The 21,197-nt window shown below is 36.8% G+C and carries 15 protein-coding genes, 1 other RNA gene and 1 pseudogene; 5 read left to right on the plus strand and 12 right to left on the minus strand.

Going from position 1 to position 21,197, the window contains the following annotated elements; all coding sequences use genetic code 11:
* Position 1: 1 nt before the first annotated feature.
* Both OR571_RS21275 and OR571_RS21280 read right to left on the minus strand, forming a co-directional pair.
* Entirely contained in the window at positions 2-742 is a 741-nt protein-coding gene (locus OR571_RS21275; protein WP_373287580.1) for a CsxC family protein, read from the minus strand.
* Positions 743-995: 253 nt separating this feature from the next.
* A complete protein-coding gene (locus tag OR571_RS21280; protein WP_282245836.1) occupies positions 996-2,972 on the minus strand; it encodes a BC_2427 family protein in 1,977 nt (658 codons plus the stop codon).
* A gap of 756 nt (positions 2,973-3,728) precedes the next feature.
* Between OR571_RS21280 and OR571_RS21285 the strand changes: the two genes are divergently transcribed.
* Genes OR571_RS21285 through OR571_RS21295 form a run of 3 tightly spaced genes read left to right on the plus strand, consistent with a single transcriptional unit; the run spans position 3,729 to position 5,576 of the window.
* Entirely contained in the window at positions 3,729-4,106 is a 378-nt protein-coding gene (locus OR571_RS21285; RefSeq protein ID WP_282245837.1) for a GntR family transcriptional regulator, read from the plus strand.
* Positions 4,106-4,987 (plus strand): ABC transporter ATP-binding protein, encoded by an 882-nt coding sequence (locus tag OR571_RS21290; RefSeq protein WP_282245838.1) that lies wholly within the window; start codon positions 4,106-4,108, stop codon positions 4,985-4,987. The genes OR571_RS21285 and OR571_RS21290 overlap by 1 nt, the downstream gene beginning before the upstream one ends.
* Positions 4,968-5,576 carry an ABC-2 transporter permease gene (locus OR571_RS21295; RefSeq protein ID WP_142537171.1) on the plus strand — a complete coding sequence of 203 codons (609 nt, stop codon included), beginning with the start codon at positions 4,968-4,970 and terminating at the stop codon, positions 5,574-5,576. Before OR571_RS21290 ends, OR571_RS21295 begins: the two co-directional genes overlap by 20 nt.
* A 93-nt stretch (positions 5,577-5,669) precedes the next feature.
* Here OR571_RS21295 and OR571_RS21300 read toward each other — a convergent pair whose 3' ends face one another.
* The 10 genes from OR571_RS21300 to OR571_RS21345 form a co-directional block, all read right to left on the minus strand.
* Positions 5,670-7,169 carry a carboxypeptidase M32 gene (locus OR571_RS21300; protein WP_282245839.1) on the minus strand — a complete coding sequence of 500 codons (1,500 nt, stop codon included), beginning with the start codon at positions 7,167-7,169 and terminating at the stop codon, positions 5,670-5,672.
* 24 nt (positions 7,170-7,193) lie between these two features.
* Positions 7,194-9,089 (minus strand): ATP-dependent DNA helicase, encoded by a 1,896-nt coding sequence (locus OR571_RS21305; RefSeq protein WP_282245840.1) that lies wholly within the window; start codon positions 9,087-9,089, stop codon positions 7,194-7,196.
* Positions 9,090-9,184: 95 nt separating this feature from the next.
* The gene (locus OR571_RS21310) at positions 9,185-10,312 is read right to left on the minus strand and encodes a THUMP domain-containing class I SAM-dependent RNA methyltransferase (protein WP_282245841.1); all 1,128 of its coding nucleotides are present in this window, start codon (positions 10,310-10,312) and stop codon (positions 9,185-9,187) included.
* The gene (locus OR571_RS21315; protein WP_282245843.1) at positions 10,312-12,033 is read right to left on the minus strand and encodes a putative bifunctional diguanylate cyclase/phosphodiesterase; all 1,722 of its coding nucleotides are present in this window, start codon (positions 12,031-12,033) and stop codon (positions 10,312-10,314) included. The genes OR571_RS21310 and OR571_RS21315 overlap by 1 nt, the downstream gene beginning before the upstream one ends.
* A gap of 115 nt (positions 12,034-12,148) precedes the next feature.
* Positions 12,149-12,533, minus strand: an RNA gene (gene rnpB, locus OR571_RS21320) — RNase P RNA component class B.
* A gap of 63 nt (positions 12,534-12,596) precedes the next feature.
* Positions 12,597-12,890: a cell division regulator GpsB gene (gene gpsB / locus OR571_RS21325; RefSeq protein ID WP_282245845.1), complete on the minus strand. Its 294-nt coding sequence runs from the start codon at positions 12,888-12,890 to the stop codon at positions 12,597-12,599.
* Positions 12,891-12,958: 68 nt separating this feature from the next.
* Positions 12,959-14,254: a ribonuclease H-like domain-containing protein gene (locus OR571_RS21330; RefSeq protein WP_282245846.1), complete on the minus strand. Its 1,296-nt coding sequence runs from the start codon at positions 14,252-14,254 to the stop codon at positions 12,959-12,961.
* Positions 14,244-16,523, minus strand: a complete 2,280-nt coding sequence (locus tag OR571_RS21335) for a DEAD/DEAH box helicase (protein ID WP_282245847.1) — start codon at positions 16,521-16,523, stop codon at positions 14,244-14,246. The genes OR571_RS21330 and OR571_RS21335 overlap by 11 nt, the downstream gene beginning before the upstream one ends.
* Positions 16,510-16,884, minus strand: a complete 375-nt coding sequence (locus tag OR571_RS21340; protein ID WP_282245848.1) for a YppE family protein — start codon at positions 16,882-16,884, stop codon at positions 16,510-16,512. Before OR571_RS21340 ends, OR571_RS21335 begins: the two co-directional genes overlap by 14 nt.
* Positions 16,885-16,959: 75 nt before the next feature.
* On the minus strand, positions 16,960-17,115 hold the full coding sequence (locus OR571_RS21345) for a hypothetical protein (RefSeq protein ID WP_170206427.1): 156 nt from the start codon (positions 17,113-17,115) through the stop codon (positions 16,960-16,962).
* A 648-nt stretch (positions 17,116-17,763) separates the two neighbouring features.
* Here OR571_RS21345 and recU point away from each other — a divergent pair.
* Positions 17,764-18,362, plus strand: a pseudogene (recU, locus tag OR571_RS21350) (Holliday junction resolvase RecU).
* Between the two features lie 21 nt (positions 18,363-18,383).
* Positions 18,384-21,110, plus strand: a complete 2,727-nt coding sequence (locus tag OR571_RS21355; protein WP_282245851.1) for a PBP1A family penicillin-binding protein — start codon at positions 18,384-18,386, stop codon at positions 21,108-21,110.
* Positions 21,111-21,197 lie beyond the last annotated feature (87 nt).

Genomic DNA, 21,197 nt, shown 5'->3' on the forward strand with positions numbered 1-21,197 from the left:
ATTATAGCCCTAATGCGGTAACTCTTACTTGTCTTATCTGAAGTACTTTTAATGTAAGATCTACTACAATTTTCTCTCGTAAAATACTAAATGATTCATCTACATCTGTAGGACACGGTGAAAAATCGACTTCGAAAAATTTTGCACTTACTAGCTCGCAATATGGCTGCTCATTATAAAAAACACTATTTTCAAAGAAGAATTTATCCAAACGTGGAATTTCACTATTTTGCGGATTGATGAATCGCGATCTACTTTCTGAGGAATCACCTAAAATAGGGAAAAGGAGAAAGTCGTTATCTGCTAAATCAGCAAAACCAGAAAATGGAACTGTGGCAATTCGATCACGGAGTACATCATTACAATTCGTTGTAGCATACTCAATATCTTTACGAATGTATCCTTCTATAAACAATTTTGCTCTCGTTACTGTACGAACCGTATCATCACACGATTCTTCTTCAAAATGCACAGGGACAAGTTTACACTGTGTCATAAAAACATCTTTGAATACTCTTTTAATTTCACTGGCTGGTGGATTAAGAGGGATATCTGCTTCCACTACGATTTGAATGGTTGTTTCTGCCAATACCACAGGAACTTTAAGGATTGGGGTAGCTGGCGGTGGAATTATACAAGGTTTTGCTCGTTCATTACTTAATGGGGTTAATGACTTTGCCTCAACCGGACATGGAATAACATCAGGCCAATACTCATTGCTTGTTTTGATTTGCTCACTCAAAGTATTATTTCCTCCGTTCATTCTTCCTTACGTTCTAAAGTATGTTATAAACGAAATTGGGATATAAGCAATTAACACAGAGGAAAGGGAAATAAAAAGTCCTCTTATTGATACAAATAATCTGCGTTTTGATTTAACTACAATTAAAAGTAAAACAAAAGACACCTTTACATTCCCTATTGGAAAGAAGGTGTCTTTTTTGTAAAATTATTAAATTAATCTTGAGCATGTATTCTATTCATTTAGCTAAAATTTAAGTTAACTGCTGATTAATAACCGTTTGGACTTGTAGCAGTTGGATTATTAATTCTATAACAATGTTTTGATGAATTGAATGAGAAAATTGTTCCTCTTTTAACGACTCGGAATTTTCTTCTCCTTTTATCCTTGGAAGATACTCAATACTTTGATGAATATTTCCTTCCAAAAATAATTTCCCTTTTAATGCAATACGGTTCTTACCGGTCGATGAAGGAGAATATTTAGTTGGAACAAACTTGCAATTTGTTAATTCAACTACTTTAGAAATTTCTTTTACTTTATAAACTTTCTCTTTAAATAAAACATCTTCGTCTAAACAGACTTCTACATTATATTCCCCTACTATTACCGGAACTCGAGTATATACATACTTGTGATTGGGATATGTTTTATCTGTTTCTCCTTCTTTCATTGAAATTGAATTATGAATTGAGACGACAACAGCCCGATGGTACGCCTTCTGCTTGTTATTACTCTCTCGTTCAACACTTTTCTGACTCGTAGTAAAGATAAGTTCATGTGATTTAAATCCAATTAGGTGGCAATATGGTTGTTCATGAAGATAAGTGACTGTATCAACTAATTTTGTGTCCAATTGAGGGGGCTTATTATCAGATGGATCAATAAAAGTAAATGTCTTTTGATCTGTACTTCCGAATAACGGAGGATGGAGAAAGTTATCGATTTCTACGAAGGTAGAGAATGGGATTGTTAACTTTCTTAAACGTGTCTCAGTCTGTCCACTTAACTTATTTGATTGGTTTGTTTTATCGTCTTCATAGTTATTTTGATAATCTTCATTTGAATCATCTACAATAGTGTCTGATGCTATTATCTCTTCCATTTCAAGATTAGGCTCAGACGGCGACACTATCTCCTGCTCCGCTTGATCTTCGATTTGTGGAACACAATTAGTATTCGCTTCGGTTGAGATGGGAGGATAAAGAAAATTATGGATCTTTTCAAAAAGAGAGAATTGGATTTTAATAGTCTTTTTGGACATTTTGTTGAGTTGATCAGTTTCATTTTGAAGATTGAATTCTTGTGTATCTTCTAGAACATCTAGCACTACCTCATCTTCCAATTCAAAGTTTAGCTCAGACTTGGATACTATCTCCTGCTCCACCTGAGCTTCGATTTGTGGAACAAAATTAGTATTCGCTTCGGTTGAGATGGGAGGATAACGAAAATTATGGATCTTTTCAAAAAGAGAGAATTGGATTTTTATAGTCTTTTTGGACATTTTGTTGAGTTGATCAGTTTCATTTTGAAGATTGAATTCTTGTGTATCTTCTAGAACATCTAGCACTACCTCATCTCCCAATTCAAAGTTTAGCTCAGACTTGGATACTATCTCCTGCTCCACCTGAGCTTCGATTTGTGGAACAAAATTAGTATTCGCTTCGGTTAAGATCGATGGGTAACGGAAATTATGGATCTTTTCAAAAAGAGAGAAAGGAATTCTTATCACTTTTTTACTTACTTTTGGATATTTATCAGGGTCATTCGTAAGATTAAATTCTAGTGAATCTTCCATTTCATGGTTAGATTCAGACTTAAACACTACGTCTTGCTCTGCTTTGACTTCGATTTGATAAACACTGTTCGTATTCGCTTCAATCGAGATTGGTGGATAACGGAAAGTATGGATTTTCGCAAAGAGGGAGAAAGGAATTTTTATAGACTTTTTGCTGACTTTCGGATGCATAGCAGATTGAATAGTAGGCTCTTTTTTTATGTCAACGACAAAAGTTTCATATTGCATCTTTCTCCTATGGCTTTCTCGTTTTTTGGGGAGATCGGCAGTTTCGTTCCTTTTATACGCAACAAGTTTATCCTCTGTTTTTTCTGCAGTAAGTGAAGCTAAAACAGTCTCACATCCCTCTTTTTCCTCTGCTGGCAAATCATGAGTAGCCCCGGTAGCTGAAAAAGTAAAAACATTTTTTTGTGAAACATGCCTCTTTTGCATAGTTTCCAAGTCAAACCAGGGAAGGGGCAACTTCCCCTCGTTGTTCATATTATGAAAATCATGAGTAATAGAAGTCACGCTTACTTTTTCGGGATTAAATTTTATTCTTGGTATAGATCGACCGTTAAACATGTAATTTTCATCCCCACCTTACTTATAAATTAACAATTAGAAGCCGAATTGCTTTAGCTCTTTGTATATAAAGTGAAACTTCAATTAGTGTGGGTTTTTCGACGCACAGGACGTGCTAGTGGGGACGTTGCGACATGGAGTCGCGCTTTGGTCCCCGTCCTACCCCACTGATTGTTAGTTGTGTCCTACACGATGTGGGTCACACAGACGTTGCAAACGCTCTTTTATTTTGCGACGAGCTTTGCGCAGGACCAACACGATGTTACGTACTTAGTCTGAGATCATTTCATTGGGCGCATGCCAGCAGTTGATCTCCCACTTATCTTTTCGCTTTTCTTCAATCTTAAAGTCGGAGTCTTACTGCCAGTATAGCGGGATAAATGTTTTTCAAATTTGAGGATGTTTTAGGCCATTGTATTATTTATTCTATGCATATTCCCTAAATTAGTTCTTCCCTTAATAAAGCATCGCTCCAATTTTCACGAGACAAAAAATCCACTCTATGTATGACCATTCTCCTATAAATGCCCAGTAAATAATTTCTTTAAAAACATTGAAAATTAATTAACTATCGTATATAGTGTATATAAAGTATATATACACTAATTAAAAAGAGGTTTTTGCATGCAAATTATAATCTCGAATTATTCGAAAGAACCAATTTACGAACAAATTTATACGCAAGTGAAGAAACATATTTTGACAAATGAATTGCAGCCTGGTCAGTCCCTGCCCTCTATGCGCCAATTAGCGAAGGATTTAGATATTAGCGTCATTACAACAAAAAGAGCATACGAAGAACTTGAAAAAAATGGTTTTATTTATTCAGTAGTCGGAAAAGGATCATATGTATCCGAACAAAATATTGAAATGATAATGGAGCGAAAAATGAAAGTAATCGAGGAACAGTTAATGACTGCAATTCAAAATAGTAAAGAAATAGGGGTTGAATTATCCGAGTTAAGGGAACTGCTTACATTGTTATATAAGGAGGAAGCATGATGGAAAATATAATTGAACTGCAAGGTGTAAATAAGTCGTTTAACGGATTTAAACTACAGGACTTCACTATATCGGTAAAGAGAGGGTTTGTTACTGGGTTTATTGGTGGAAATGGAGTAGGAAAATCCACCACGATTAAACTAATTATGAACTTATTGCAACCTGACAGTGGAACCGTTTCTATTTTTGGCTTGGATTACAAAAATCACGAAAAAGAAATAAAACAACGAATCGGTTTTGTGTTCGATGAAAACATATTATATGAAAATGTCACCTTAAATGAAATGAAGCGAATTATTAAACCTGCCTATAAAAACTGGGACGATGCATTATTTAACCAGTATGTAGAAAAGTTTGAACTACCCTTGAATAAAAATATAAAAAACTTTTCCAAAGGCATGATGATGAAGGCTTCTTTAACGATTGCATTATCTCATCATGCAGAATTAATCATAATGGATGAACCAACATCGGGACTAGATCCCATATTTCGTCGAGAACTTTTAGAGCTTCTCCATGAATTAATGCAAAATGGGGAGAAAACAATCTTTTTTTCCACACATATTACAACAGATTTAGATCGGATAGCTGATTATATAACTTTTATTCATAATGGAGAGCATATATTTACTAAAGAGTATTATAAAATCGAAGAAGAATATGCGATTGTAAAAGGGGAAACGAATCTATTAGATCGTGATACAGAACGAGAATTTATTGCTATTCGAAAATCCAATTATGGTTTTGAGGCATTAACGGGAAATAAACAGCGTACAGAAGAAGTTTTTGGAGATGCGGCCATTTTAGAAAAGCCGACACTGGAAGATATTATGTTATATACAAAGAGAGGAAAAGATAAATATGTTGAATCTCATTCGTAAAGACATTGCTTTACAGAAAAAAACATTAATAATTTTGTTACTACCTCTATTTGCTTATTTATTTTTTGGCAGTTCTACAATCTGGATAGGTGTTTTGTTTTGTATCGCCATCATCATGCAAGGTTTTTCAATGGATGAAAAATCCTCTAGCAATCTTTTATTCAATTCTTTACCTTATACTCGAAAAGAAATTGTTAGTTCTAAATATGTAGGGGCATGTGTTTTTACTTTCCTAGTTTTGGCCACTATTTTCATGGGAAATTTGATTATTCATAAAGAAATGATTCAATTGGAACAATTATTGTTCACTATGAGTATCGTGATGCTATTTATTTCATTCGCTTTTCCATTTTCGTACTTACTTAATAGTCAGTATTTAATGATTGCCTTTGCAGTTTTATTTGTCCTTTACTTTATTATAGTCAATATGTTTATACCAAATTTGAATGATCGAATAAGAGAGCTCGTTCAAACCGCTTTATCCTTTGATAATTCCCTTTTGTATTTAATTGTTGTAGTTTCCGTTTTACTTATCTATATTGTTTCATGGATGCTCTCCATCCGAATTTACAGTAAGAAAGTATTTTGAAACGTTTGCTTAACATGATACTTCTAGCTAAAAAATCCATGTGTTTTGAAAACACATGGATTCTTGTCTTTTATATTATTTCATTAGAATCGATTAGAGCTGATAGATTTTCGTATATTTCTGTTCTAAATAATCTGCCAGGTAATTGCCGTTAAGCCCTTCTCCCGTTGCATCTTTTAGTATTTCAAGCGGTTTTTTCAACGCTCCATATTGGTGCACATTTTGAGTAAGCCAGTTTTTGATTGGAGACAGATCGCCTTTTTCAAATAACTCATCAAAATTAGGTATATCTTTTAACATAGCCGCTTTCATTTGAGAAGCATACATATATCCAAGGGCATAGGAAGGGAAATAGCCAAAACTTGCGCCAGCCCAATGTACATCCTGTAATATACCTTCCGAGTCATTAGAAGGACGAATTCCTAAATACTCCTCATATTTTGCATTCCAAATTTCCGGTAAATCTTCTACTTGCAAGTCCCCATTGAACAAGCCTTTTTCAATTTCATAGCGAATCATAATATGAAGTGCGTATGTGAGTTCATCTGCTTCTATTCGAATTAAAGAAGGCTTTACTTCATTAATAGCTCGTAAAAATTCTTCCATCTTAACATCCCCGAATTGCTCTGGTGAATAGCTTTGTAGCTTTTCATAATTCTGCTCCCAGAATTTCGGATTGCGCCCTATGAAGTTTTCATAAAAAAGCGATTGGGATTCATGAATTCCCATAGAAGCCCCACCTGCTAAAGGAGTCCCAGTCATATCTTCGCTAACGTTTTGTTCATAAATCGCATGTCCGCATTCATGAATTGTTCCAAAAACAGCGGAGCGGAAATCGGATTCATCATATTTTGTAGTGATTCGCACGTCTCCACGATTTAAGCCTGTAGCAAAAGGATGCACGGTCTCGTCTAGTCTTCCAGCGTCAAAATCATAGCCCAACTGTTTTAAGACATCTAAACTAAATGCTTCCTGTTTCTGTTTATCAAAATGTTTGAATAAGAAATCCGTTTTCGGCTGGTTCGGAGAATCTGTTATTTTCTTTAATAATGGAACAATTCGGCTTCTTAATTCACCAAATACTTTATCTAAAACGTCCGTCGTCATACCTGGCTCGTATTGGTCTAATAACACATTGTATGGATTATCATCTTTTACTCCCCAATAGTTAACAAACTGCTTTAACGTTGCGACCATTTCTTTTAAGTAAGGCATGAACATTGCCCAATCATTGGTTGCTTTTGCGTCTTCCCAAACAGATTCAGATTTAGATTGAAGAATGACAAACTTTTTATATTCCTCAGCGGGAATCTTTTTACTCATATCATACTCTTTCTTCACTTCTTCGTAAGTACGTTTCGTTACAATGTCCGCTTGGTCAAGAGTTGACTCTACCTCGTCCAATAAACCTTTTAGTTCCTCTGAAGTAGACAAGTTAAACACGTCGGTAGCAAGTATCCCTACTACTTCCGAACGTTGATCAATCCCTTTTTTGGGAGCCCCTGTGCGCATATCCCAATATAAAACCCCTAATGCTTCATTGTAGGCACCAATCTTTTTTACGTAATCTAAAAATTGTTGTTCCACTGTCATCCCAATTCCCCCTTGTTAGTCACTTTATATTGTTGTTGGCAATATCCCTGTAAAACGATTTTCAAGTTTTGCTTCTTCTTCATTTAATAGAAGATGAATTTCCCCGTGGTCACTCGAAGTACGGATTAAACGTCCAATTCCTTGCTGCAGTCTAAGCAGCATAAACGGTAACTCCACTTCTTCAAAGGGATTATTTGAAAATGATCTTTTTGCATCAAATAGTGGATCTGCTAATGGGAATGGCAAATCGTAAATAATTACTCGGGTTAAAGCTTCTTGCGGCAAATCAAGCCCTTCCCATAAGTGATACGAGCATAGCGTTGCATAATCACCATTTTGGAACTCTTTTACAATCGTCGAAAGCTCACGATCACCTTCAAATACAATATTAGCAGAAATAGCCGTGTGAGAGCGGAAATGCTCCATCGCTGTTTTTGATTTAAACAATATCAACGTTTGCTGCGTATTTTCTAATAATGCATCCACTTTCTTCACTTTGTCTTCTTGACTTGTCTTATGAGTATAAATTTTCATTACTTCATCGTAGTCAAAAGGAGATTCAACTGAAAATGATTGGTACTTTTCAATCCCTAAAGAATCTGCTATATACGTAAAATCTTTTTCAATTGATAAAGTTGCAGAAGAAAAAACAATTGGTAATTTAGCTGTAAATAATTTTTCGTGCAAAATATCTGTGACTAAACGTGGCATCACAATTAGTGTTTCGTGTCCATCAATGATTTCCAGCCACTCAACACCGTCCCCTTTTTCCGTAAATAAACGTAAAGAGAATGCATATTGCTCCAAAAATTCCTCCACCATACGAAGTTCATATTCAGGAATCGTAAACAACTCGGATTCAAATACAAACTCCTCTAGCAAATCGTCTGTAATTCGAATCGCTTGTTTACACATTTGTATAAGCTCTGCTGTTTTATCGATTTTCATCCGTTCACTTTCTTCTTCCGTGCTGTTTTTTCTTAAAATGCCGAAAATACGGTCATGTGTTTCTTGTAGCACTTCCATTAAATTCAAAGTTTTTTCACGAACTCCATCGACCATCACACGTTCTAATAACTGAATTAGCGTTTCACTTTGTACTTCATACGTTAACGCTTTTTGTGCTGCATACTCAAGTAAATGCCCTTCATCTAACACAATCATCGACACATCTGGTAAAAGTGGCATTTGCCCTTCTCGCACACGAGACTCTTTCGTCCAAATATGCTCCATTAGAAACTCATGCGAACAAATAATTATATCCGTTGACTCTCGATAGTTTTGACGATGAATCGTTTGACCACATCGATTTCTTAGATCACAAACTGTGCATTGCTGTGTCGGATGATAATTTACCTTTTGCCAGTCAGTATCACTTACACCAGGAAACTGGCTTCGTTCGCCATAAGGATAAATTTTTTGAAGCGAGGAATGCCCATACACAAAATCGGGAATTAGATCTTCAATCTCTTCTATAAAGAAATCATTATCTCCATCCTTTTGCGCTTCCTCTAAACGCTTCATGCATAAATATTGGTCGCGTGATTTAGCTAGACGTACATCTATTTTAATATCTAAATAATTTTGTATTTTGAAAATGTCCCCAGCTTCTTTTACTAGCTGCTCGATCAGCGTTTCATCCGCACAAGCGATTAACGCTGGTTTCCCAGTATAACGTGCGTAAGATATTGCAGGAAGTAAGTAAGCAATCGTTTTGCCTGTACCTACGCCTGCTTCTGCAAATAGTACATTTTTTTCTTTTAATGTTTTTTCGATTTGATAGGCCATGAAAATTTGTTCGTCGCGGCATTCAAATCCTTTTTCGGGTAATTCATCATATAGAACGTCCCCCATCCAATCTCCTAATGACTCGAAGAAAGAACGGTCTTTTGATAATTGAAACGGTAACGCATTTTTCATTGTAAAACTCCCTACTTCCATCAATTTTCCTTCGTATCTAAAATCCAATATGGGAATAACGTAAAAGAAAGGGAGAACCAAGTCTCCCTTACTTTTTAAGAACGTTTACCCCAAAACTGATAGTAATCTGTTCGGATAAAACCATTAAATAATTTCCGCTTTTTCGTTGCTTTTCTTCCATATGCATTTTCAAAGTTTTCCATAGAAGAAAGCATATAAACGGACCACGAAGGATATTGTCCCATCAAATGGCCTAAATCACTAATGACTTGCTCAATTTCTTCGATTTCCCCAATACGTTCACCGTAAGGTGGGTTTCCAATCATAACCCCATCTGTCAACGATGTGGTAAAATCACGTGCTTGCATTTGCTTAAACGTGATTATATCGGCAAAGCCTGACTCAAATGCATTTTGCTCAGCCATTTGAATCATTTTATGGTCGATATCAGATCCAATTATTTGAAGCTCTTGATCATAGTCAGCAAGATCCTCTGCTTCATTGCGTACATCATCCCAGATCGTCTTAGGCATCCAAGACCAAGCTTCACTATGAAAATCACGATTGAAGCCCGGAGCAATATTTTGACCAATCATCGCTGCTTCGATTGGAATCGTTCCAGATCCGCAAAATGGATCTACGAATGGACGATTAGGACTCCACTTGGAGATTTTCACAAGAGCAGCAGCCAATGTTTCTTTTAATGGAGCTTCCCCTTGGTCTTGACGGTAACCACGCTTGTGAAGACCTGCTCCACTCGTATCGATTGTTATCGTCGCAACATCTTTTAAAATACTTATTTCAATTTTATAAGTTGCACCAGATTCATCTAAAAATCCAATACGTTTATATGCAAGTTTTAAGCGTTCTACAATCGCTTTTTTCACGATTGCCTGACAGTCGGGAACACTGAATAACGTAGACTTAACAGATTTCCCTTGTACCGGGAATGCTGCATCTACTGGTAAGAACTTTTCCCACTGTATCGCTTTTGTCCGTTCAAAAAGCTCATCAAATGTTTTTGCAGGGAACTGAGCAGCGACGATTTTCACACGATCTGCGACACGTAGCCATACGTTTGCACGTGCAATAGCACGTTCGTCCCCTTCAAAATATACTTTTCCGTTTTCCGTCGTTGTTTCATATCCTAGTGCTTTTACTTCATCGGCAACGATGGATTCTAATCCCATCGCAGCTGTCGCTACTAATTTAAATGTTGTCATTATATAGTCCTTTCTTGCTTATGGATCTCCCATAGCTCTAAAAAATCCAAAAACGCTGCACTTGATATCGGTTTGCTAAAATAATACCCTTGCACAATATCGCAGCCCATTTCCTTTAAAAGTTTCACTTGATCTTTCGTTTCTGCGCCTTCCGCTATTACCTTTATGTGTAATCGATGCGCCATTAATATAATGGTATCTACTATCGCTTGCTTATCTTGTAATTCTGTCATCTGTTGAATAAAGCTACTATCAATTTTTAAATAGTTTAAAGGGAACCTATTTAAATAACTTAAGGAAGAATAGCCTGTTCCAAAATCATCAATTGATAGTTTGAATCCCATACGCTTTAATTTCACTAATTTATGGACAATGCTTTCAGAATCCTCCATCACCGTTCTCTCTGTCAGCTCCAGCTCTAACTGCTGTGGACTACAATTATACTTCGTAAGAATTGTATTTATTCGTTCCATAAAATCATCTTGTTGAAAATGAAGTGCTGCAATATTAATAGAGACCGGTATATGATGTATACCTCGTGAACGCCAATCGACTATGTCCATGCATACTTTTTCTAAAATAACTTCACTAATTGGAATGATTAACCCACTATCCTCCGCAAACGGGATAAACTCTGCCGGTGACACAACGCCTAGTGTATCGTTTGACCACCTAACGAGTGCCTCCACTCCAATTATTTGGTTCGTATCTAAAGACACTTTCGGCTGGTAATGGATAACAAACGCTTTTTGTTGAATCGCATTTCTCAGTTCTGATTCTAACAAAAGTAATCGTTCTGCATCTGTCTGTAATTCATCAAAATAAAACGCATATTGATTTCGTCCGTTTTGTTTGGCAAAATACATCGCTTTATCCGCTTTTTGTATAAGTGTTTCTACTTCTACTCCATCTTGCGGATAAAAACTAATTCCTATACTTGATGTAATGTAAATATCTCTACCATTTATATAAAAAGGCTTATTTAGTAACTTATTTAGCTTATCTGCGAAGTGTACAGCCTCTTTTTGAAATTTCAAATCGGTAATCGTAACTAAAAATTCATCTCCCCCGTATCTAGAGACTAAATCGTTAGCCCGAACAATGGAATTTATTCGATCGGCGACTTGTGTTAATAGGAAGTCCCCTACTTCATTTCCCAATGTTTCATTTATTTGTTTAAAGCGATCTAAATCTACTACTAGCATCGCATGTTCACTGTTTTCCGTTGATGTTGCGATCAAATCTTCTAGTTGTTCATAGAATGTGTGTCTGTTCATCGTATTCGTCAATGAATCTGTATTCGTCAATTCTTCTATTTCTTTTTCGATAACTTTACTATGTGATATATCAGAAAAAACGCCAAAATAGTTTGTTACTATCCCTTCTTCATTAACGATTGTATGTATCGTTAAGCGTTCCGGGTAGATTTCTCCATTTTTGCGTCTGTTCCAAATTTCCCCTTGCCATGAACCTTTCATTTTTATGTCTTTCCACATATTTTGATAAAAGCTGGCATCTTGTTTTCCAGATTGGAGTATTCGGGGCGTTTTTCCTTTTACTTCTTGCAACGTGTATCCTGTCAATGATTCGAAGGCAGTGTTGACAAGTGAAATAGTCATCTTATCGCCTGTAATCATGATGCCTTCCTTGGTGGAGTGCAATATTTGATCAATGACCTTATCTGGCAAAGATGAAAATTTTTCAGCTGATAGTTGTTTCACTTAAGTACACCTGCCTTTTTATCAAAATAAGATACCGCTAATTTTCTTATGTAGAACAGAAAAGCTCTCCTAGATTGGAGAGCTTTGTAATTATTAAGTATAAGCCACTCATACACCCAATAAGCCATGTTTTGTTTCTACGGTACTCAAACGGTGCCTTACCTCGTACGATGTAGATGGCAATCATCTATCTACGAAAATTACTTCTCGTTCTTCTATCCGTTCATTTCCTTCAAGAAAATTCCCCTACCATAATTTGGGTTTCTCACTCGTGGGGTTTACCTCGTTCCACCTGTAAAGTTTCCAATACAGCTTCGTCACTGTGGCACTTTCAGAGATTGTCAACCGTATCCTAAGACTTAGGTCTTCATCCCGCCGTCAGCTAAATTAGCTGCCTTAGTTTATTTTTTCACTAAGCACGAACACTACATTCATCTCAGAATTGTGTGAGCATGGACTTTCCTCTACAATTTCAAGTATTGCAGCGATTGCCCGGATATATAAGTGGTATACCTAGTATATACGATGTGCTTGTTAGATTCAATCGATGTGAATAAATATAATTATTCGTACAATTTACTGCCGAATACATGCTTTTCTAAATGGGAAAGCCTTTTTAAAATATCAAAGTTCGTCGCTCCTGCTTGTGGTGCTGGCGCCGTTCTTTTAGGTGCTTCTGCAAGTTCCTCTTTCAGTTGGTTAATCTCTGATTGTAGTTGGGCAATTTTCTTTTCAAATGCCTCATAATCTTGAATAATATCGTCTAAGAAAATATCAACTTCTTCTTGGTTGTAGCCTCTTAAGCCCGTTTTAAATTCTTTTTCAAGTATATCTGAAGTTTTTAATTTTGTTTCCATATGGTATCTTCCTTCCGTCTGTTCACTTAATCGTATTATAGCATAGTGATGTCGAATAAAGGAGCATTTTAAGACTGGAAAACTCGCTTTTTGTTAGGTTGTGCGCTTTCCCGGGAAATAGTTAATTTCCGAATTATTCTCGCTTCTCTCTTTTGTAGGTCCTCATGCAGGCGTAATTGCTGTTTTTCACTTCCCACATTTGGTGTTTTCGCTAGATAATCTGCGCATTCCCTCGTCATCTCTAATGCCTTCTCTAAATATTTTAGCTGATGTTCGTAAAGTTTTGCTAGTTCCATATAAACATCGATACGATATTTCCCAACTATTTCTGTTAAGGATGCGTGAAATGCTCGGAGACTTTCATCAAATAAATGCTTTCTTTTCAGGTGCAAGCCGACGTAATAATAAGCAATACTTACTTCATCGTCTGCAAATTTTTCAATCACAAACTGGAACCAATCTTGACTAGCGTCCACCGATTTTAAATCACGAAACCATTTCCCAATATTCGTATACGTGACAGAAGACTCTACTACTCTATCTTCTTTTAATAACTTCACAGATAAAATATATAAAGTTACCAATGATAAAATATCCCACTCATTATGCTTTAAAACTTTCATCAAGTTTGCGGGATCCCCATGTTTCACCGCATCGAAATAAATGATAGGTGCAAGATGACCAGGGATATCATTTTCCCTGACAAAGCCTAGCTTTTGTTCTTCTAACTGTTTTAACTTAAATCGCTCTAAATCACCTTTCCAAATTCTTTTAGAGGAGTGCATTAAATCAATGTGCTGATGTTCCTGTAGCGGAGGAATGGTATTTCGGTTCATCGTCCATCTTGATACAAGTTGTGGGAAATCGAAACTTTTCCCATTGTATGTAATGATGGACTGCGACGTTTTCCAAAACTCAGAAGCCAATAAAAACGAAGCCTCTTGACCCGGTTCCGCTAGCACATACTGCGTTAACAAAAAGCCATTTTCCACTTGCTTTAACAAACCATTTAAAAAAATGAGTACACCTGTCCCTTTCAATCCTGTTGTTTCTGTATCGTAAAAACAAAAAGGGGTACCTTCCGCTAAAGTAAGTGGATGATTAGGATACTTTTCCTGCATGAACGTTATTGCTTCATGCAATTGATGTAGCCCAATGTTTCCATGTATATGCGACTGCTCATAAAAAGTTTCTTTCACAAACAAAAAACCTTTTTCATTTTGGATTAGTTTTAGTCCTGCTGTTTTCCATTGTTCCGTATAAAAAGGAAGTGTTGGTATAGGCACTTCCTTTTTAGGCTCTTCATTTAATGGTTTCTTTTTTACAAGACCTTTCATTTGCATCAGTTTTTTTTCATACGACATGCTCATCCACCTGCAATAAATGAAATAATTTGATCACTTCTTTTTTTAAATTTAACTCGGCGTCCTGAGCACCAATACATGCAGGACACCCATTTGAACAGGGGCAAGCCTCTACTTGCTCCGTCACTTTTGGAACTAAAGCATTCCATAAATCAAACATTCTTTCCGACAAACCTATTCCACCAGGATAGCTATCGTATATATAAAAAGTTGGTTTCTCTACATTAACAGATTTTACTTGTGGTACAACATGAATATCCTTTGCATCACAATGGATAAACAACGGAATAAATGCATGTAACGCATAAGCAACTCCAGTCATTGCATCCGATAATAACGTATCTGTCCAATCACTAGGCTTGTCAAAACTAAACCAAGTCGAAGATGTATGCAATTCAAGTGGAGGTAAATGAATTTGCCCAGAGCCGATATTGTCATGCGTATCAAACTTTATCTTTTTGAAAATCGTTGGCTGTGCTAAGACGATAATATCGCCAAATCGCAATGTTCCAATATTCGCTTCTCTTTCCTTATCTTCACTTAACACTTTTAACTCTACTGCAATATTGGCATCTGTGAAATAATCCACATCCACTTCTTTCACAAATGCTTTCTTTTCTTCCCAATCGAGTATTTCCACTTGAAACTGAGTCCCTTGATGCAAATATATCGCTTCTTCATGGAGTAAAGTCATGGCACTATATAAATCCATTTCTCCGATTACTCTCGTTTTAGTTGGAATCGTTTGGTCGATAATAATAACGTTTTCCTGGGAAGCAGACCGCAAGCTAATATTACTTGCAGGAAAGCTTTCCGACATCCAATGCCATTTATCGGATGTTCGCAATAAAACCCCTTCGCTTTCTAAATAAGCAAGCAGTTCTTGAATCGAAAACTCTGCATAGGAATCCAGCGTTGTAAAAGGAAGCTCAAATGCTGCACATTTTAAATGATCCATTAAAATAATCATATTATCAGGATGAATACGTACTTCTTCAGGCGACTGACCTAGAAAATATTCCGGATTTTTCACCACGTATTGATCGAGAGCAGTTGACTGTGCTACATATATAATGAGCGCCTCGTCCTGTCTTCTTCCAGCGCGCCCGGCTTGCTGCCAAGCACTCGCAATATTTCCCGGGTAACCTGTCATAATACATGCCTGTAGCTGGCCAATATCGACACCAAGCTCAAGGGCGTTTGTACTAACAACCGTTCGAATAATGCCGTCTCGTAACCCTTTCTCAATGGTCCTTCTTTCAGAAGGTAAGTAACCACCTCTATAGCCACGAATCGTTTGGTCATTAATCTTTTTGCTAACCAAAGCTTGTAAATAAGTAACAAGCATCTCCACGCGGACGCGACTTTTCGCAAATACAATTGTTTGAATACCATTTATATACAGTTCCTGAGCGATATCTCGCACTTCTAGAATGGCGCTTCGCCGAACATTAAATACAGGATGAACAATTGGTGGATTGTAAAAGACAAAATGTTTTTTCCCAGATGGTGCTCCATTTTGATCAATTAATTCATGGGGTGTATTCGTTAGGCTTTCAGCTAATTCTTTTGGATTTTTAATCGTTGCGGAAGTACATATAAATTGCGGATTGCTACCGTAAAACGCACATATCCTTTTTAATCGTCGTATAACATGTGCCACATGACTTCCAAATACACCTTTATATGTATGAATTTCATCGATCACAATATATTTTAGGTTTTCAAATAGGGAGACCCATTTAGTATGATGAGGCAAAATCCCCGAATGAAGCATATCAGGATTGGTTAAAACGATATGACCTGATTTACGTACTTTTTGTCGAATCCCAGGCTCCGTATCTCCATCATACGTAAAGCTTAATATTTCTTCCCCGCTTGCTTTAATCAGATCATTTAAATCACTTTTCTGGTCTTGAGCTAATGCTTTTGTTGGAAATAAATAAATAGCGCGCGAGGTTGGGTCTTCTAATATCGATTGAAGAACCGGCAGATGGTAACAAAGCGACTTTCCGGAGGCGGTTGGGGTTATTGTTGTATAGGATTTCTTTGCTGTTGCCGCATCAAACGCTAGCCGTTGGTGGAGATATAATTGTTCTACCCCGCGACTCTTTAATGCTTTTTGAATGGATGGATGCATGTTTGCAGGAAAAGGAGCATATATTGCTTCTTTCTCTTCTGTTACATGAATATGCTCGATTCTAGAAGACCTATTTGTATCGACTTTCCAGTCATCTAGCAATTCCTGTATGCTTTTATTCGCTCGCATTCTCATCCCCCACTTCCTTGATCGCATGAATGATTGTTTCTAATGTATATTTGGATGAATGAATCGATTTTAAAAATCGTTTCTTACTTGTCCCTTTATAATACGATTGAACGATGAATTGCTTCATGGACTCAAGTAAAGAGTCAATCTGACTTGGATGCACATATTTTGGACGCTTCACTTGAATCCATGTTCGTACGAGTTTTTCCCATTCGAGCAATAATTCATCTAGTTGATAGGCATGTGGTTTTACATCATTAAAAAAATCTGGCTCTTTATCTTCTTCTCTATAAAATTGAAAACGTAATATGCTTTCATCACATTCTTTTAGTAATTGTTCAGTTAAACGCAATAACGACATTTTAATCCCCCGCATTCTAGTAATAGTGTACCAAATTATAGCTCATATTACTAGTTGCAAACGAACGTACATTCCTTATAATTGGTTCTCGATTTTTTCTAATTTACCAAGCAATCGAAAGGATGATTTACTAAAGTCTTTTTCAAACTGATCTTGTTCATCACTTAGCCGGTCTTCCAGTAAAAATTCTAATAGCTCCAATTGGTCAATAATACGTTCGATTTTGTTCATGTTTGTTACCTCCCTTTTTAGAGTATGTTCCCTCTTTTTTTAGAAATCCCTTCCCACTCGACAAACGTTCTTTCTAATGGACAAAACTAGTAGAATGTCGACAAGTTTTTGCAGAATCATAGCTTTGCGCCTTGCAGGTGCCAACTGTACTATCCCGCGAATGGATCTTATGAAAGCGGCACTTGCGCCAAGTTCTCTACGACAAATTCATTTGAACTATTTAGAAGAATTGATTGCTTTCACCAGCAATTTGGCTGCTCTTGTGCTGGTTTAATTGCTCTCAGGTAAGAAGGGATTGCTTAGGATGATTGGTTGGTTGCCCTAAGCCATTTACTGGATATACGTAACGAAAAAAAACGAATAAGGCGATACTGAGTAAACAAGCAATTTATTTTATTTCGTAGCAGGTGGCGCTCTTACACGCAAGCAGTGAAGGCTCATCTCGTAGAAGGCGTTCTATAGTAGCAAAAACGCTACAACACACTATTCCTACATTACCCAGAAAAACTTAGAATACACAGTGAAACTAAATAGAATCGATTGGCGTCTAATTATCTTGTGTTGGTCAACAACCCCTTCATTTGGCGATTAAGAGTGGAGTCTTATCACCTAAAAGTGATAAACTAATAGTATAGAGAGGTGAATATCTTGGCTATTCGTTATCCAAACGGGAAACTATACACGCCCAAAAAGGAAACTGAGACTAAAAAAGAAAAGATTATTCCTTTAGTAATAGGGGTAAAACATTAGAAGATGAAATCAGCGATGCAAATGAATACTATCTCGTTCATGAAATCGCAGTCATTTATAAAAAACCAATACCGATACAAGTCGTGAAAGTCGATTATCCAAGCAGAAGTAGCGCCGTTATTAAAGAAGCATACTATCGAACTCCATCTACAACCGACTTTAATGGTGTATTTGAAGGGAAATATATTGACTTTGAAGCAAAAGAAACGGAAAATAGAACAGCGTTTCCTTTAAAAAACGTCCATCTTCATCAAGTCGAACATATGAGTAAAGTAGTGAAGCAGCAGGGTATCAGTTTTTTACTCGTGCGTTTTTCTACAGTTGACCGTTATTTTTATTTACCTTTTGACCAATTAAAGGAATATTGGGATAGAATGCTAGCAGGAGGTAGAAAGTCTATTGCTTTAGCGGAATTCGAGGAACACGCAATAGAAATAATACCCAAATATGCACCTAGGATTGATTATTTAAAAATAGTTAATGACTTACATGCATAAAGTGAAAGTGAGGAGAAGTTTATGAGTGAGCAAAGACAAACTCGTGAACAAAGAAGAAAGCAATTACAACAAAAGAAGAAAAAAACGTCCAATACACCAGCTAAGATCTGGATTAAACGAATATTATTAGCAATAGTCGCAGTTGGTATCGTAGGTCTTATTGCAGGAGGGTCACTTTTTGCTTATTACGCGAGCTCAGCTCCTAAATTAGATGAAAGTTCATTAAAAGACCCAATTAGTCCTAAACTTTTAGATGCCAACGGAGAACTATTTGCGACTCTTGGCGCAGAAAATAGAGAATATGTACCTTTCGATGAAATACCTCAACAAATGCATGATGCAATTATCGCTACCGAGGATTCACGTTTTTACGAACATTTTGGGGTGGATTTTTTACGATTAGGTAAAGCTGTACTTGCCAATCTCACCCATGGTTTTGGTGAACAAGGAGCTAGTACGATTACGCAACAAGTAATCAAAAACTCTTTTTTAACAAATGAAAAAACGTTAAAACGTAAAGCCCAAGAAGCATATTTATCAGTTCAATTAGAACGTAAATATGAAAAAGAAGAAATCTTTGAAATGTATTTCAATAAAGTACTGATGTCCGGAAGAGTTTACGGATATGGAACGGCTGCCAAGTATTTTTATGGTAAAGAGCTTAAAGATTTAACATTAGATCAGTACGCACTTTTAGCGGGTATATCGCAACGACCAAATGCATATAATCCGTTTAAAAATCCTGACCTTGCTGAAAAACGTAGAAATACAGTGCTACATTTAATGAATCTACATGGAAAAATAACAGATGAAGAAATGAAAGCTGCACAGGCAATTCCAATAGGGGATTCTTTACTTCCTGAGGAAGAACGTGTAGCAAAACAAAACACAAAATATGATGCATTTATTGATGTCGTTTTGGATGAGTTAGAAAAACATGGAGATGGTGATACCATTTCAGAAGGAATTACTATTCATACAACACTTCAACCAAATGCTCAAAAACAAGTGGAAGACACATTAAATTCAGATATGTTCCCTACAGAAGATATTCAATCAGCTGTGGCGGTTATTGATACGAAAACAGGTGCAATTGCTGCAGTTGGCGGTGGCCGTAATTACGGGGTAGAACGTGGCTATAACTACGCATATGATATGAAAGTTAGATCTCCAGGTTCAACTATTAAGCCGTTGCTCGATTATGGTCCAGCGGTTGAATTTTTAAATTGGTCTACCGGTCAAACGATTGTAGATGAACCAATGAAGTATACAGGTACGGAACAAAATATACGCAACTTTGATGGGAAATATAAAGGTGCGATGACTATGCGTGAAGCACTTTATAACTCTCGAAATGTTCCTGCCGTGAAAACTTTAAAAGAAGTTGGCACGAAAAACGCGAAAGAGTTTATAAATCGTTTTGGAATCGATTTAGGAGAAGTGCATGAAAGTTCTGCAATTGGTGGCATTGATAAACCGATGTCCCCTGTTCAAATGGCTGGTGCATACGCAGCATTCGGAAACGGCGGTGTTCATACAGAACCTTATGCGATCAACAAAATCGTCTATCGAGACGGAAAGACTGAAAAAGATTACCGTCCTGAATCAAATGCGGTTATGAAAGATTCTACTGCTTATATCGTAACGGACGTTTTACGTGATGTATTAACAAAAGGAACAGCTAAAACTGCTGCAATAAGTGGTTTAGATATTGCCGGCAAGTCAGGTACTTCTAACTATGACTCTAACCAAATGAAGGAATGGGATTTACCAAGCAGTGCATTTCCAGATGTTTGGTTCGCTGGTTATACAACCAACTACTCGATCTCCGTTTGGGCTGGTTATCCAGATATGAAAACACCAATGACAACGAATGAAGAACGTTATTTGCCACAAAAGATTTTCAAGAAAGTAATGGCGAATATTTCAGAAGACAAGACTACAGAGAAATTTAGCAAGCCAAATTCAGTTGTCGAAGCGACAATCGAAAAAGGTACGAATCCACTTCAATTAGCAAGTGAATATACGCCAGATGAGTTAAAAAGAACTGAGTTATTTGTAAAAGGTACAGAACCAACAACAGTGTCCGAGGAATTTGAACAATTAGAGCTAAATGCTCCAACCAATTTATCCGTTGATTTAGACGAAACTGCTTTAACCGCAACATTAATGTGGGACTACGAACAGCCTGAAGATACTGAACAAGAAGTACAATTTGAAGTATCCGTAGCAGTTGATAACGGACCTTCAGAAATTTTACAAACAACCAATCAAACAGGGTTAATTGTACAAAGTCTCATCCCAGGAAGTACGTATGTATTCTCTGTAACAGCAGTTTCTGGTGAAGTAAGAAGTGAACCTGCTTCCGTGTCACTTACATTAGAAGGATATGAAGAGGAGAACATGGAAGAAGAACCTCCTGCTGAAACCGATGAAGATGAAAATTCCGGCGATTGGAATAATAACGGAAACGGGAATAACAACGGCAATGGTAATAATAACGGCAATGGTAATAATAACGGCGGCAATTGGAACAACAATGGCAATAACAATAACAACAATAATAATGGCAATTGGAACAATAATGGTAACAATAATAACGGTAATAATAACGGAAGTGGCAACAATACTGGCAATGAAAGCAATGACACTTCCGATGGAGAAGCAAATCCTGATGACCATACGAATCCGGATGGTACGGATGGTACTAATGGCACCGGAGAAGAAAATTCTAGCTCCACTCCATAATATTGAAAAAGAGCAATCCAGCACTGGATTGCTCTTTTTTGGTCGCCTTGATATTCTTCTTAGATGTAGTGGCTGGTTGCTCTGATA

Source organism: Psychrobacillus sp. NEAU-3TGS (genome assembly GCF_029955155.1).
Lineage (GTDB): Bacteria > Bacillota > Bacilli > Bacillales_A > Planococcaceae > Psychrobacillus.

Excerpts from the sequence above, each read along its gene's own strand:
- gpsB (WP_282245845.1), bottom strand. The coding sequence starts at position 12,890 with ATGGAAACAAAATTAAAAACTTCAGATATACTTGAAAAAGAATTTAAA.
- OR571_RS21335 (WP_282245847.1), bottom strand. The coding sequence starts at position 16,523 with ATGCGAGCGAATAAAAGCATACAGGAATTGCTAGATGACTGGAAAGTC.
- OR571_RS21305 (WP_282245840.1), bottom strand. The coding sequence starts at position 9,089 with ATGAAAAATGCGTTACCGTTTCAATTATCAAAAGACCGTTCTTTCTTC.
- OR571_RS21290 (WP_282245838.1), top strand. The coding sequence starts at position 4,106 with ATGGAAAATATAATTGAACTGCAAGGTGTAAATAAGTCGTTTAACGGA.
- OR571_RS21285 (WP_282245837.1), top strand. The coding sequence starts at position 3,729 with ATGCAAATTATAATCTCGAATTATTCGAAAGAACCAATTTACGAACAA.
- OR571_RS21280 (WP_282245836.1), bottom strand. The coding sequence starts at position 2,972 with ATGCAAAAGAGGCATGTTTCACAAAAAAATGTTTTTACTTTTTCAGCT.
- OR571_RS21310 (WP_282245841.1), bottom strand. The coding sequence starts at position 10,312 with ATGACAACATTTAAATTAGTAGCGACAGCTGCGATGGGATTAGAATCC.
- OR571_RS21295 (WP_142537171.1), top strand. The coding sequence starts at position 4,968 with ATGTTGAATCTCATTCGTAAAGACATTGCTTTACAGAAAAAAACATTA.
- OR571_RS21345 (WP_170206427.1), bottom strand. The coding sequence starts at position 17,115 with ATGAACAAAATCGAACGTATTATTGACCAATTGGAGCTATTAGAATTT.
- OR571_RS21340 (WP_282245848.1), bottom strand. The coding sequence starts at position 16,884 with ATGTCGTTATTGCGTTTAACTGAACAATTACTAAAAGAATGTGATGAA.
- OR571_RS21330 (WP_282245846.1), bottom strand. The coding sequence starts at position 14,254 with ATGTCGTATGAAAAAAAACTGATGCAAATGAAAGGTCTTGTAAAAAAG.
- OR571_RS21355 (WP_282245851.1), top strand. The coding sequence starts at position 18,384 with ATGAGTGAGCAAAGACAAACTCGTGAACAAAGAAGAAAGCAATTACAA.
- OR571_RS21300 (WP_282245839.1), bottom strand. The coding sequence starts at position 7,169 with ATGACAGTGGAACAACAATTTTTAGATTACGTAAAAAAGATTGGTGCC.